The organism is Cryobacterium sp. Hz9, from assembly GCF_004402825.1.
Taxonomy (GTDB): domain Bacteria; phylum Actinomycetota; class Actinomycetes; order Actinomycetales; family Microbacteriaceae; genus Cryobacterium; species Cryobacterium gelidum.
The window spans coordinates 487,453-500,865 of sequence record NZ_SOFC01000023.1; the positions used below are offsets into that span (position 1 = coordinate 487,453).

12 protein-coding genes are annotated in these 13,413 nt (G+C 65.0%); 5 read left to right on the forward strand and 7 right to left on the reverse strand.

Annotated features, from left to right (window positions below):
- Positions 1–3: 3 nt before the first annotated feature.
- The 6 genes from E3N85_RS14725 to E3N85_RS14750 form a co-directional block, all read right to left on the reverse strand.
- Entirely contained in the window at positions 4–711 is a 708-nt protein-coding gene (locus E3N85_RS14725; RefSeq protein ID WP_134464390.1) for a Type 1 glutamine amidotransferase-like domain-containing protein, read from the reverse strand.
- Complete coding sequence (locus E3N85_RS14730; protein WP_134464392.1) at positions 708–1,271, reverse strand: phosphoribosyltransferase; 564 nt, start codon at positions 1,269–1,271, stop codon at positions 708–710. Before E3N85_RS14730 ends, E3N85_RS14725 begins: the two co-directional genes overlap by 4 nt.
- 84 nt (positions 1,272–1,355) lie before the next feature.
- Positions 1,356–2,504, reverse strand: coding sequence for a bifunctional 2-methylcitrate synthase/citrate synthase (locus tag E3N85_RS14735; protein WP_134464394.1), 1,149 nt, complete (start codon positions 2,502–2,504; stop codon positions 1,356–1,358).
- On the reverse strand, positions 2,497–3,444 hold the full coding sequence (gene prpB, locus E3N85_RS14740) for a methylisocitrate lyase (RefSeq protein WP_134464396.1): 948 nt from the start codon (positions 3,442–3,444) through the stop codon (positions 2,497–2,499). Before prpB ends, E3N85_RS14735 begins: the two co-directional genes overlap by 8 nt.
- On the reverse strand, positions 3,444–4,979 hold the full coding sequence (locus E3N85_RS14745; protein ID WP_134464398.1) for an MmgE/PrpD family protein: 1,536 nt from the start codon (positions 4,977–4,979) through the stop codon (positions 3,444–3,446). Before E3N85_RS14745 ends, prpB begins: the two co-directional genes overlap by 1 nt.
- A 39-nt stretch (positions 4,980–5,018) precedes the next feature.
- Positions 5,019–5,708: a GntR family transcriptional regulator gene (locus tag E3N85_RS14750; RefSeq protein ID WP_241978527.1), complete on the reverse strand. Its 690-nt coding sequence runs from the start codon at positions 5,706–5,708 to the stop codon at positions 5,019–5,021.
- 88 nt (positions 5,709–5,796) lie between these two features.
- Here E3N85_RS14750 and E3N85_RS14755 point away from each other — a divergent pair, with 88 nt between their 5' ends.
- From E3N85_RS14755 to E3N85_RS14765, 3 genes are all read left to right on the forward strand, one after another.
- Positions 5,797–7,725, forward strand: coding sequence for an AMP-binding protein (locus E3N85_RS14755; RefSeq protein WP_134464400.1), 1,929 nt, complete (start codon positions 5,797–5,799; stop codon positions 7,723–7,725).
- A gap of 91 nt (positions 7,726–7,816) precedes the next feature.
- Positions 7,817–8,164 (forward strand): DUF485 domain-containing protein, encoded by a 348-nt coding sequence (locus E3N85_RS14760; protein ID WP_134464402.1) that lies wholly within the window; start codon positions 7,817–7,819, stop codon positions 8,162–8,164.
- The gene (locus E3N85_RS14765; RefSeq protein WP_134464404.1) at positions 8,161–9,777 is read left to right on the forward strand and encodes a cation acetate symporter; all 1,617 of its coding nucleotides are present in this window, start codon (positions 8,161–8,163) and stop codon (positions 9,775–9,777) included. Before E3N85_RS14760 ends, E3N85_RS14765 begins: the two co-directional genes overlap by 4 nt.
- A 190-nt stretch (positions 9,778–9,967) precedes the next feature.
- Here E3N85_RS14765 and E3N85_RS14770 read toward each other — a convergent pair whose 3' ends face one another.
- Complete coding sequence (locus E3N85_RS14770; RefSeq protein ID WP_174722495.1) at positions 9,968–10,750, reverse strand: SDR family NAD(P)-dependent oxidoreductase; 783 nt, start codon at positions 10,748–10,750, stop codon at positions 9,968–9,970.
- Between the two features lie 29 nt (positions 10,751–10,779).
- Between E3N85_RS14770 and E3N85_RS14775 the strand changes: the two genes are divergently transcribed.
- Together E3N85_RS14775 and E3N85_RS14780 are read left to right on the forward strand one after the other, a co-directional pair.
- Positions 10,780–11,877 carry an acyltransferase family protein gene (locus tag E3N85_RS14775; RefSeq protein WP_241978528.1) on the forward strand — a complete coding sequence of 366 codons (1,098 nt, stop codon included), beginning with the start codon at positions 10,780–10,782 and terminating at the stop codon, positions 11,875–11,877.
- A 110-nt stretch (positions 11,878–11,987) separates the two neighbouring features.
- The gene (locus E3N85_RS14780) at positions 11,988–13,319 is read left to right on the forward strand and encodes a bifunctional o-acetylhomoserine/o-acetylserine sulfhydrylase (RefSeq protein WP_134464408.1); all 1,332 of its coding nucleotides are present in this window, start codon (positions 11,988–11,990) and stop codon (positions 13,317–13,319) included.
- The last annotated feature ends 94 nt before the right edge of the window (positions 13,320–13,413 follow it).

The window sequence follows — 13,413 nt, forward strand, 5'->3', positions numbered from 1 at the left end:
GGGTCAGGCGCCGATGGTGCTCACGAGAACGCCACCGTCGGCCTGACTGACCCGCCAGACGCTGCCGGCTCCGAGCACACCGAGCGCGCCCTCGCCGATCACGAGCACGGTATTCTCGTCGATGGCCAGGCCGCCGTCGATCAGGCCCGCCTCGGTCGCTGCGATCAGTCGCGACAGGCTGCCGGACTGGGCAGCGTGCACATCGACCGTGACGTCGAGCAGACCGATCCCCTGGGCCAGGGTGATTTCATCGAGGCCCTCCGAGACGTGTTCCGGCGTGACCTCGACGCCGCCGATGCGCCAGCCGCCGATGAGGGCACGTTCGGCCGCGATCATGGCGCCGGCCGAGAAGCCGAGGTAGGGCACACCACTCGACACCTGGCGGCGGATCTCGCCGGCAATCGGCAGCAGAGCGGCGAGGTAGTCGGGCGTCACCCCGCCGCCGATGATGATGCCGTCGACGGTGGAAATCGCCGTGAGGGCGGCGGTATCACCCGGAGCGAGCGTGCTGCGGCGGGTCTGCACGTCGTCGCCGAGCGACTCGGCCAGTTCCTCGGCGTGTGCGCTACCGGGGCCCACGGTGACGATCGCGACAATCGGTTCATCGCGGCCGGCCAGGGAGGCCCGCGACGTCACCTCGGACAGGAACGTTGTGAACACTGCGGCGTCGTGCGCGGGGTCTCCCCCACCGCCGACCAGGTGCACGCTCACGCGGCGACCTCGGCCGTCGCTGCGGCGAGCGCTTGCGGCGCGCTGCTTGCGGGGGCGCCCGCAACCGGCGGCAGCACCGACCACGGAAATACGATCCACTTGTCGGTTTCGCGCCAGGTGAAATCGGGCACGAGCGCGGTGCGCGGCTTGGTGTAGAGCGTCGCGGTGCGTACCTCCAGCGCGGTCTCGCCGAGCAGACGCAGCACGAGCGCAAGCGTGTGGCCAGAGTCGGAAACGTCATCGACGAGCAGCACCCGCTTACCGGCGAGGGCCGGAGCGTCGAGCATCGGGGCCGACAGCACGGGCTCGGGCAGACGTTCGTCGATGCCGGTGTAGAACTCCACGTTGATGCTGCCGCAGTTCTTGGTGCCGAGCGCATACGAAACGGCGCCGGCCAGCAGCAGGCCGCCACGGGCGATGGCGATCACCACATCGGGGTGAAAGCCACTGCCCCGCACGTGAGTCGCCAGCTCGCGCGACGCCGCGGCGAAGTCGGTCCACTGCAGAATTTCGCGGTCGATCACGAGCGGAGTGGGCGCATCCTGGGCATCGAGTGTCATCCGTCAATGCTAGCTATGTCTGAGCGCGCACGAAGCGGATGCCGCGCTGCCAACGGGCAGCGCGGCATCCGCTTCAAGAAAATGCTAGGGAACCTGACGCTGGTCGACGCCGTTGTAGGCCGACAACGGGCGAATGAGGGCGTTGCTCTTCTTCTGCTCCATGATGTGTGCGGTCCACCCGGTGATCCGCGCCGCGACGAAGATCGGCGTGAAGGTGAGGGTATCGAAGCCCATCAGGTGATAGGCGGGGCCCGACGGGTAGTCGAGGTTGGGCAGAATCGCCTTGCGCGTCGTCATCGCCGTTTCGAGGGCTTCGTACAGTTCGAGCAGTTCCGGCTTCTGGTAGTGGTCGACCAGGGTGACGAGCGCGGTACGCATCGTCGGAACCCGCGAGTCGCCACTCTTGTAGACGCGGTGCCCGAAACCCATGATCTTGCGCTTATCGGCCAGTGCCTGGGCCAGCCACGGTTCGGCCCGCGCGGCCGCACCTTCACCGACACCGATCTCGGTGAAGGTGTGCATGACGGCCTCGTTGGCGCCGCCGTGCAGGGCTCCCTTGAGCGCCCCCACCGCACCGGTCACGGCCGAATACAAATCGGACAGGGTCGAGGTGATGACCCGCGCGGTGAACGTGGACGCGTTGAACGAGTGCTCAGCGTAGAGAATCATCGACACGTCGAAGGCGTTGACGACGACGAGTTCCGGCACCTCGCCGAAAGTCATGTGCAGAAAGTTCGCCGAGTAGCCGAGGTCGTCGCGCGGTTCGACCAGATCGAGGCCGTGGCGGCGACGCTGATCGTAGGAGACGATTGCGGGCAGCTGGGCGAACAGGCGAATCGACTTGGCGAGGTCGGATTCCGCCGAAGGGTTCTCGGCGTCCGGATCACTGGCGCCGATGACGCTCACCGCGGTGCGCACGACATCCATCGGGTGCGTGGTGAGCGGCAGCTCGTCGATGATGCGCTTGATCATCGGGCTGAGGTGCCGCACCGACCGCTCGAGCGCCTCGAAGTCGGCGAGCTGCTGTTCATCGGGTAGTTCGCCGTGCCAGAGCAGGTAGGCGACCTCTTCAAAGCTCTTCCTGGCCGCGAGTTCCTGCACCGGATAGCCCCGGTAGAGCAGCGAGTTGGTCTCCGGGTTGACCTTGGAGACCGCGGTCGTGTCGACGACGACGCCGGTCAGGCCCTTGTAAATGTGCGGAGTGACGTGTGGCAGTGTTTCGGTGTCAGACATTGTGCTCCTTTAGACCTTGCGCCGAACTGGGCGTCGAAATATGCGGGTTCAGGGTGAAATCGAAGATACCCGAATCGAACCGGCTGTACGACGCATAATCGAGCAATTCGTACAGGTCGGCCCGATGCTGCATCTCGGGCAGCATCGTGCTGAGCGAGCCGTGCTGCTCGATCGCGTCGAGTCCGCGCGCGGCCGAGCCCATTGCGAGGCGCAGCAGCGACACCGGAAAGATCACCAGATTCATGCCCACGTCTTCGAGCTGCTGCACCGTGTATAGCTCGCCCTTGCCGAACTCGGTCATGTTGGCCAGGATCGGCACCGACACGGCTGCCCGAATCGTTTCGAATTCGGCCAGGCTCCCCATCGCCTCGGGGAAGATCGCGTCGGCTCCGGCATCCTGCAATTGCTTCGCGCGGGTCACGGCCGCGTCCAACCCGTCAACGGCACGGATGTCGGTGCGCGCCATCACGAGAAAGTTCGCGTCCCGGCGCGCATCGACCGCAGCGCGGATGCGTTTGATCGCGGTGTCGGCATCCACGACCTGCTTGCCGTCGAGGTGGCCGCAACGTTTCGGGTTGACCTGGTCCTCGATGTGCATGCCGGCAAGTCCGGCGTCTTCCAGGGTCTGAATCGTGCGCGCCACGTTCATCGGCTCGCCGAAACCGGTATCGGCGTCGACGATCGCCGGCAGGTCGGTCATGCGGGCGATCTGCTGCGACCGGCCGGCCACCTCGGTGAGGGTGGTCAGGCCGATGTCGGGCAGGCCGAGGTCGGCCGAGAGCACCGCGCCCGAAATATAGACGCCCTCGAATCCCTTCTGCTGGATGAGCTTGGCCGAGAGCGGGTTGAACGCGCCGGGATAGCGCAGAATCTTTCCGCTCGACAGGCCAGCCCTGAGCGCGATGCGCTTGTCGGCTGCCGTCACGCTGGCGTAGAGCATTAGAAGATTCCGTTCGGGGTGGCAATCGAGGCCAGCAGGCCCGGCTTGGCCACAATGGTCAGGCCGCCGAGGTCGGCGGGCCTCAGCTCCGGCAGGCGCTGCGCCAGGGCGAGGAAGCGTTCAATCTCGGATTCCTCCATCACCGGCACGGCCAGCGTGCGGAACTTGTTGATGTATTCCGCGCGGGCGAAGGGTCGAGCGCCGAGCGGATGCGCATCGGCCACGGCGATCTCGTCGACCAGGCGGGTTCCGTTGCTGAGCTCGATTTCGACGCGACCCCCGAAGGCCTTCTCGGCCGGGTCCAGGGAGTGGTAGCGGCGCGTCCACTCCTCGTCCTCCTTCGTGGTGACGGTGTTCCACAGGGCGATCGTGTCGGGGCGGCCAGCGCGCTCGGGGCGGTAGGAATCGACGTGGTTCCAGGTTCCGTCCTGCAGGGCCACCGTGAAGATATAGGGAATGGAGTGGTCGAGGGTTTCGCGGCTCGCCATGGGGTCGTATTTCTGCGGGTCGTTGGCGCCGGAGCCGATCACGTAGTGCGTGTGGTGACTGGTGTGGATGACGATGCTCGTGATCGCGCCGGCCACGAGCAGTTCGGGGTGCTCGTTGTGCAGTCGGCGCGCGAGGTCGATCCAGGCCTGCGCCTGATATTCGGCCGAATGCTCCTTGGTATAGCTGTCAAGGATGGCACGCTTGATGCTGCCAGCGGCCGGCAGCGAGACGTCGTAGGAGCCGTCTGGTCCGTCGAGCAGCCAGGCGATGACGCCGTCTTCGCCCTCGTAGATCGGGGTCGGGCTGGTCTCACCGCGCAGCGCCCGGTCGATGGCTTCGACGGCCATCTTGCCGGCGAATGCCGGGGCGTGGGCCTTCCAGGAGGAGATTTCCCCCTTTCTCGACTGGCGAGTCGCGGTCGTGGTGTGCAGCGCCTGGCCGATGGCGTGAAAGATGATCTCCTTGTCGAGACCGAGGAGGGTTCCGATGCCGGCAGCAACCGACGGGCCGAGGTGGGCCACGTGGTCGATCTTGTGCGCGTGCAGGCTGATCGATTTCACCAGGTCGATCTGGATCTCGTAGCCGGTGGCGATGCCGCGAATCAGGTCACGGCCGGTCAGGCCACGCGACGCTGCGAGGTGCTGGGCGACCGCCGTGATCGGTGGGATGTTGTCGCCCGGGTGCGAGTATTCGGCGGCCAGGAAGGTGTCATGGTAGTCGAGTTCACGCACGGCGACACCATTCGCCCACGCCGCCCACTCCGGGGAGACGCGACGAGCCGGCGCCAGGCCGAACACGCTCGCACCGTCGCCACCGCTGGAACGCGGGTGCGCGAGTGCCTGCGAGCGGGCGGCGATCACCGGGCGACGGGTCAGGCTGGCCGCGGCCACTGCGGCGTTGTCGATCACCCGGTTGATGACCATCTCGGTCACTTCCTCGGAGACTGCGGCGGGATCCGCGGCGACCTCGGCTATCTTCCAGGCCAGCTGGTCCTGGCGGGCCAGATTCTCGTCGCTTCGGTGAACTCGAACGTGGTGGAGCTGCACGGTTGATCCCTTCGTTAGTCGGCCGCAGTCGTTTATCGACTACCGTGCCGAGTCCTCATCGATCGCCGCGAGGACATTCACAAGGCTTTGGTGAAGATGAATATGGGTGGCGTGGGCCGCCAGCGACGGATCACCGGCGATGATGGCATCGAGAATCAGCAGGTGCTCGGCCGCTGCGGCACGAAGCCGGGACGGATTTCGACGAGCGAGCCGACGGATGCGGGCCAGGTGGGTGCGAACGGCGCGCAGGGCACCGACCAGAAAGGGATTTTCGACGGCAGCGTCGACAGCGTCATCGAGTTGATCGATCAGTGCGTAGTACTGGTGGACCCCGACATCGCCCAGGTCCAGAAGGTCTGGAGCAGTGACGAAGGCTTCGCGCAGTTCGACGAACAGCGTAGGATCGCGGCGAAGTGCGGCCAGTCGACTGGCCTGCACTTCGAGCGCCTGACGTAATTCGTACAGCTCGGAGATGCTGTCGACAGAGATGTCGGTCACTTCGAAGCCGCGACCGCGACGCCCGACGACGAGCCCGTCGGCGATCAGTCGAGCCACCGCTTCTCTCAGCGGGGTTCGGGAGACACCGATACGGTCGGCCTGTTCGACTTCGAGCAGGCCGGCACCGGGGGCGAGGAGTCCGTTCAAAATCTCCTCACGCAGCTGACGGTATGCCCGCTCACTGGCTCGAAGCGGTACCTCTGACCCCACCGCTGCGGTTTCTGTATACACAACAGTGATCCTATTCCACAGAGCTGGGTTGTATGCAATACTTCAACCACTCTTTGTATACAGAGGCATTTCAATGGGGAAGGGAACCATGAGCGGCATATCCGGCGGGGGCTACCAGGAGGCCTGGCGACGCAGCATTTCATCGCCGGAGGACTTCTGGTTGGAGGCCGCCGCTGGCATCGACTGGGTCGTGCCGCCGACGAGCGCCCTCGCCGTCGACGGAAAAGCGACCGGCAGCTGGTTTCCAGGGGGAACGCTCAACACGAGCTTCAACGCCCTCGATCGTCACGTTCTGGCCGGTCGGGGTGCCCACACGGCATTGATCTACGACTCGGCCATGACGGGCACCCGGGTTCAGCTGAGCTACCTCGATCTGCTCGGTCGGGTCGCCAAATTCGCCGGCGCCCTGCGCGCCACCGGTGTCGGAACCGGGGACCGGGTCATCATCTACCTGCCCATGATTCCCGAGGCCGTTGTCGCCATGCTGGCCTGTGCGCGCATCGGTGCAGTGCATTCGGTCGTCTTCGGCGGTTTCGCCGCGACGGAACTGGCCGTGCGCATTGATGACGCTCGACCGAGTGTCATTGTCACGGCATCCGGGGGTCTGGAACCGGGTCGCACCGTGGAATACCTGCCGCTGGTCGAGAAAGCACTGGCGCTCAGCCAGGGCTCGGTACACACGGTGATCGTGCGCAACCGGGACAGCATCCCGGAGTCGGCGGCAAACTATCAGGACCGTTCTGAAACGGATGCGGTCTGGCTGGACTGGGCAGACGAAGAAGCGAAGGCAACACCGGCCGCCCCGGTCGCCCTGCATTCCGACGACCCGCTATACATCCTGTACACCTCCGGCACGACCGGCAAGCCCAAGGGCATCATTCGCGACAACGGCGGCCACGCCGTCGCCCTCAACTGGTCGATGCGCAACGTCTACAACGTGGGGCCGGGCGATGTCTACTGGGCTGCCTCCGACGTCGGCTGGGTGGTCGGTCACTCGTATATCGTCTACGCCCCGCTGCTGGCCGGGGCGACCACGGTCCTCTACGAGGGCAAACCGATCGGAACCCCGGATGCTGGCGCCTTCTGGCGTGTCGTCGACGACTATCAGGTGAAGGTTCTGTTCACCGCGCCGACCGCCATCCGGGCAATTCGCCGCGTTGATCCGGATCTGCTGGAGCTGGAACAGCACGACGTGTCGAGCCTGACCAGCCTGTTTTTGGCCGGCGAACGCCTCGACCCCGAGACCTTCCACTGGGCCAACAACGGGCTGCACTGCCCGGTCATCGATCATTGGTGGCAGACCGAGACCGGCTGGGCGATCTGCGCCAATCTGCTCGGCATCGAAGAGTTGCCGACCAAACCGGGCTCGGCCACCGTTCCGGTGCCCGGGTATGACGTCGCCATTCTGGATTCGGCGGGCAGGCCGATCGAGAAGACCGGCACAGACGGCAACATCGCCATTCGGCTTCCATTGCCGCCCGGAACCCTCCTCGGGGTCTGGGGCAGTGAGGAACGGTTCGCCAGTTCCTACCTGACCGCTTTTCCCGGCTACTACGCCACCGGAGACTCCGGTCACTTCGATGCCGACGGATACCTGTTCGTGATGGGCCGCACCGACGACGTCATCAACGTGGCCGGGCACCGTCTGTCGACCGGTTCGCTCGAAGAGGTTCTCACCCTGCATCCGGCCGTCGCCGAGTGCGCGGTGCTCGGCGTGCACGACCCGGTCAAGGGTCAGCGTGCCGCTGGTTTCGTCACGCTCAAGGCCGGCAGTCGGATCGATCACACCGTTCTCACCGCGGAACTCGTCGCCCTGGTGCGCGAGCATGTCGGCCCGGTCGCAGCGTTTCGCGACGTGACTATACTCGACAGACTGCCCAAAACGCGGTCGGGGAAGATTCTTCGTAAAACCATTCGGCAGATCGTCGACGGTGAAGAATATCTGGTCCCTCCCACCATCGAAGACCCCACCGTTCTTGACGATCTGAAACGCGCGCTGTCAGCATCCGTTTCATAAACGATCGGCTACGACCACCTCCCACCCGCACCGCGCACCCCCCACTTTTCCCGCACCACGTATTTTTCCGTTCTCAAGGCAAGGAAGCCCCATGAGTGAATCAGTGAAAGACGCCCCACCGAAGTCCCGCATCGATTACGAGGCGTATGAGAAGACGCCCCAGTTTTTACACTTGAAGAAAACGCGCAACAAGTTCGTGGTCCCGCTGGCCATCTTCTTTCTGGTCTGGTACTTCGCCTACGTACTCGCGGCGGCCTACCTGCCTGAATTCATGGCGACCCCGGTGTTGGGTCGCATCAATATCGGCCTGGTACTCGGCCTCGGCCAATTCGTCACCACCTTTGCGATCACCATGGGTTATGTCACCTTCGCCAACCGCAAGATCGACCCCCTGACCGAAGAACTTCGCGGCGAACTCGAGCGGATGGAACAACGATGAACACACTGCACTTTCTGGCCACCGCGGTCAAACCGGTCGAAAACAACCCGGTGCTCAACATCTCGATCTTTCTCGCCTTTGTCGCGGTGACCCTGATCATCGTGATCCGCTCGGGCCGCAACAACAAGACGGCCGCGGACTACTACGCCGGCGGCCGCTCGTTCACCGGACCGCAGAACGGGTTCGCCATCGCCGGCGATTATCTCTCGGCCGCGTCGTTCCTGGGCATTGTCGGTGCGATCGCCGTCACCGGCTACGACGGCTTCATGTACTCGATCGGATTCCTCGTTGCGTGGCTGGTCGCCCTGCTCCTGGTCGCCGAGCTCATGCGCAACACGGCCAAGTTCACCATGGCCGATGTGCTGTCCTTCCGGCTCAAACAGGGTCCCGTGCGGGTGGCAGCGGCCACCACCACCCTGGCGGTCTGCTTCTTCTACCTGCTGGCGCAGATGGCCGGAGCCGGCGGACTCGTCTCGCTGCTCCTGGGCATCAACGACAAGCTCGGGCAGTCCATCGTCGTTACCATAGTCGGCGGGCTGATGATCGTCTACGTACTGGTCGGCGGCATGAAGGGCACCACCTGGGTGCAAATCGTCAAGGCGTTCCTGCTCATCATCGGTGCGCTCGCCATGAGCGTCTGGGTGATGGCCATCAACGGCTTCAATCTGTCGACACTGCTCGACAGCGCGGTCGCCCTCTCCACCGCGGGCGACGCGATCCTCGCTCCGGGCCTGAAGTACGGCGCCAACCCGCTCGACTTCATCTCGCTCGCCCTCGCCCTGGTTCTCGGAACCGCCGGCCTGCCGCACGTGCTCATGCGTTTCTACACGGTTCCGACCGCGAAAGAAGCTCGTCGTTCGGTCGTCTGGGCCATCTGGCTCATCGGCGCGTTCTACATCTTCACCCTGGTGCTCGGCTTCGGTGCCGCGTCGCTCGTCGGTGCTGACACCGTGCTCGCCGCTCCCGGTGGAGTCAACTCGGCAGCCCCGCTGCTCGCGCTCGCTCTCGGTGGCCCGCTGTTGCTCGGCTTCATCTCGGCCATCGCGTTCGCGACGATCCTGGCGGTGGTGGCCGGAATCACCATCACGGCGGCAACGAGCTTCGCGCACGACATCTACGGATCTGTCATCAAGAAGGGCAAGGGAAACCCCGACGACGAGGTCAAGATCGCCCGTCGCACGGTTGTCGTGATTGGTATTCTCGCCATTGCCGGTGGTATCGGCGTGCAGGGGCAGAACATCGCCTTCCTGGTGGCACTGGCCTTCGCCGTCGCGGCGAGCGCTAACCTGCCGACCATTCTGTACTCCCTGTTCTGGCGTCGTTTCACCACCCGGGGCGCGGTGTGGAGCATGTACGGCGGACTGTCGTCGGCTGTACTGCTGATCATCTTCTCGCCGGTGTTCTCGGGCACCGACACCTCGATGTTCGGTGCCGACGTGAACTTCGCGATCTTCCCGCTCAGCAACCCGGGTATCGTCTCGATCCCGCTCGGATTCTTCCTGGGCTGGCTCGGATCGGTCACCAGCACCACGAAGGAGAGCCCGAAGCTTGCCGCCGAGATGGCCGTGCGCTCCCTCACCGGACACGGCGCCGAGAAGGCTGTCGAGCACTAACCGCGCGCAACACTGAACGGGCCGGCCGGGATCTCACGATCCCGTCCGGCCCGTTTCCTGTCCCCCGCGACCCCCAGAAGTGGCGGCGACTTAGCAGTAGCGGCGGCGGGTCGACCGCGCGGTGGCGAGTTGTGAGCGCGGAGCGGATGACCCGCTGCCGCCGCGGACCGCGGAGAAAATCCGCGGGCGCTCAGGGCTCGCGAACCTTGAGCTCGCCGCGAGCGATCCGGGTCGTAGCGGCCTGGGCGACCGGCTTGATCACGATCAGGTCGAGGTTCACGTGCGCGGGCCGTTCCACGCTCGAGACGATGGTCTCGGCGATGTCCTCGGCCGAGAGCGGGTCGGGCACGTTGTCGTAGGCCGCGACAGCCTTGTCGGCGTCACCGTCGAAGCGAACCAGACCGAACTCATCCGTTTTGACCATGCCCGGCGCGATCTCGATCACCCGAATCGGCTCCCCCGACAGTTCGAGGCGCAGCACCTCGGTCATGGCGTGCGCGGCGAACTTCGCCGCGTTGTAGCCGCCACCGCCCAGATAGGCGACATGGCCCGCAATCGACGTGACGGTCACGATATCGGCCGACCCCGCCCCGGAGTCGATGCCGGCGCGCAGCAGCGGCAGGATGGCCGTGGTGACCCGCTTGACGGCGAGCACGTTGATCTCGAACATCCAGGCCCAGTCTTCGATGCTGCCCGCCTCGACCGAGTCGAGACCCTTGGCGCCGCCGGCATTGTTGACGAGGGCGTGCACCGGGCCGCTGGCGGCGAGGTAGTCGCGCAAGGCGTCGACATCCGCCTGTACCGTGAGATCGGCGGTGAAGACATCCGCTCCGGTTTCGGCTTGCAGCGTTTTGAGACGGTCGGCCCGCCGCGCGACCCCCACCACGTCCCAGCCATGCTCCCGGAACAGGCGTGCCGTCGCTGCTCCAATTCCTGAACTTGCTCCGGTCACAACCACTCGTCGAATACTCATTTATCCATTGTGGCGGGAGAATGGTGTCAATGAGCGAACTGGACACCACCACTCCACCACAGAAGCGTCGCGTACCCCTCTGGGACAACGCGCGCTGGGTGGCCGTCACCCTCGTGCTGATCGGCCACGCGATTCTCAAACTCATCGGCGAAGCGGATGTCGCCTACACGCTGTATCTGTTCATTTACGCCTTCCACGTACCGGTCTTCGTGGCCGTGAGCGGCTACTTCGCCAAGTCAGGACCACCAGACGCGCGGCAGATGCACCGGCTGCTCACCGACATCATTTTCCCGTACGTCATCTTCGAGACAATCTGGACGGTGCTGCGCTGGATTCTCGGCGGCAAGTTCGTTCTGGACTACTCCACCGCGAGCTGGACGCTGTGGTTTCTGCTCGCCCTGCTGCTCTGGCGGATTGTCCTGCCCTACCTCGTGCTTCTGCGCTACCCCCTCATCATCAGCATTATCATCTCGATCGGGGCCGGCTACCTGCCCAATATCGACGGCACGTTCACCCTGTCCCGCACCCTCGGGCTGCTGCCATTCTTCGTCTTCGGCTGGAAGCTGCGCCAGTGGCAGCTGACCGATACCTGGCTCGAACTGCGTGATGGCCTGATCTGGCGTTGGCGAACCGGGGCGATCGGGCTGTTCGCCCTGCTGTATCTGCTGATCGGGCTCAACATCGGGACCCTGCGCACCCTGCAGGTGCGCCGATTCCTGCTCTACGACGAGGCGTACGCGATATTCGGGTATTCCGAGTTCTGGGCCGGCGGCATCCGTTTGGCCGTCATGCTGCTCGCATTTGCGCTCATCGTGGCGTTCCTCATGCTGATTCCGCGCCGCACGACCTGGGTGACCAACCTCGGCACGGCCACGATGTACATCTACCTGCTGCACACCTTCGTGCTGTATCCGCTGCGCGAAACGGGTGTGCTCGACGGGCCGCAGCCCGCGTGGGTATTGCCGGGCATGATCGTGCTGAGCGTGGCTACCTCCTTCCTGCTGTCGCTGCCCATCGTTCGACGGCTGGTTCGGCCCCTCGTCGAACCGAAAGCCCGGTGGCTGTTTCGCCCGACCATAGCGACGCCGACCGGCACGATCGTGTTCCCACATCGCGAGCGCACCTAACCGCCGCGACAACGTGACGTTGTGTTTCGCCCGCTCTTGCACGGCCATGCGCCGTTTCATATGCTCGGGGCGAAGCCGGACAGTCCGCGCTGAGTGATCCGGAGGCTACTGTGACCGACAATTCTTCATCGTGGAAGTTTGAGACCAAGCAGGTTCACTCCGGCGCCCGGCCCGACCCGGTCACGAACGCGCGCGCCACCCCGATCTACCAGACCACCTCGTATGTCTTCAACAGTGCCGAGCACGCGCAGAACCTGTTCGCGCTGGCCGAGTTTGGCAACATTTACACCCGCATCCAGAACCCCACCCAGGCCGTCGTCGAAGAGCGCGTTGCCGCGCTCGAGGGCGGCACCGCCGCGCTGCTGCTGTCCAGTGGCCAGTCGGCATCCACATTCGCGGTGCTGAACATTGCCCAGGCCGGCGACCACATCGTGTCGTCGAGTTCGATCTACGGCGGCACCTACAACCTGTTCAAGTACACCCTGGCCAAGCTCGGCATCGAGGTCACCTTCGTCGCAGACCAGGATGACGCGGCCGAGTGGCAGCGCGCGGTGCGCCCGAACACCAAGCTCTTCTTCGCGGAGACCATCGGCAACCCGCGCATCAACGTGCTCGACATCAGTTTGGTAGCGGATGTCGCCCACGCGGCCGGCATCCCGCTGATCGTCGACAACACGATCGCCACCCCCTACCTCATTCGCCCGTTCGAGCACGGTGCCGACATCATCGTGCACTCCGCCACCAAATTTCTCGGCGGTCACGGCACCATCATCGGTGGGGTGCTCGTGGACGGCGGCACGTTCGAATGGTCGAAGAATGTCGAGAAATTCCCCGGCCTGACCGAACCCGACCCGTCCTACCACGGGGCCAGCTACACCACCGCGGTCGGTGACGGAATCGCCTACGTCATCAAGGCCCGTGTGCAGCTGCTGCGCGACCTCGGAAGCGCCATCGCCCCGGCGAGCGCCTGGCAGCTCATCCAGGGCATCGAGACGCTCAGTCTGCGCATCGAGCGCCACGTGCAGAACGCTCAGAGCATCGCCGAGTGGCTCGACGACCACGAAGACATCGCCTCGGTGAACTACGCCGGGCTGCCGTCGAGCCCCTGGTATGCCGCCGCCAACAAGTACGCTCCGCTCGGCGTCGGAGCGGTACTCTCATTCGAGCTCAAGGGCGGTGTCGCGGCCGGCCGCGCCCTCGTCGACAACCTGAGCCTGTTCAGCCACCTCGCCAACATCGGTGATGTGCGCTCCCTGGTCATTCATCCCGCCTCGACCACGCACGCCCAGCTCACCCCGGAGGAGCAGCTCACGGCCGGCGTCACTCCCGGCCTGGTGCGGCTCTCCGTGGGCATCGAGAACGTCGCGGATTTGAAGGCCGACCTTGCAGCCGGCCTGGCTGCCGCGCGCGCCGTCGTCGAGCGCGACCGCGCTGACGCCTGACACGCCGGAGACAACCACGCCCACCCGTCAGGCAGCACCGGAACGGGCCTGCCCGGGCGCACAACGTAACATACGCCCGGGCAGGTCCTTCGGC

Excerpts from the sequence above, each read along its gene's own strand:
- E3N85_RS14730 (WP_134464392.1), bottom strand. The coding sequence starts at position 1,271 with ATGACACTCGATGCCCAGGATGCGCCCACTCCGCTCGTGATCGACCGC.
- E3N85_RS14735 (WP_134464394.1), bottom strand. The coding sequence starts at position 2,504 with ATGTCTGACACCGAAACACTGCCACACGTCACTCCGCACATTTACAAG.
- prpB (WP_134464396.1), bottom strand. The coding sequence starts at position 3,444 with ATGCTCTACGCCAGCGTGACGGCAGCCGACAAGCGCATCGCGCTCAGG.
- E3N85_RS14755 (WP_134464400.1), top strand. The coding sequence starts at position 5,797 with ATGAGCGGCATATCCGGCGGGGGCTACCAGGAGGCCTGGCGACGCAGC.
- E3N85_RS14760 (WP_134464402.1), top strand. The coding sequence starts at position 7,817 with ATGAGTGAATCAGTGAAAGACGCCCCACCGAAGTCCCGCATCGATTAC.
- E3N85_RS14765 (WP_134464404.1), top strand. The coding sequence starts at position 8,161 with ATGAACACACTGCACTTTCTGGCCACCGCGGTCAAACCGGTCGAAAAC.
- E3N85_RS14770 (WP_174722495.1), bottom strand. The coding sequence starts at position 10,750 with ATGAGTATTCGACGAGTGGTTGTGACCGGAGCAAGTTCAGGAATTGGA.
- E3N85_RS14775 (WP_241978528.1), top strand. The coding sequence starts at position 10,780 with ATGAGCGAACTGGACACCACCACTCCACCACAGAAGCGTCGCGTACCC.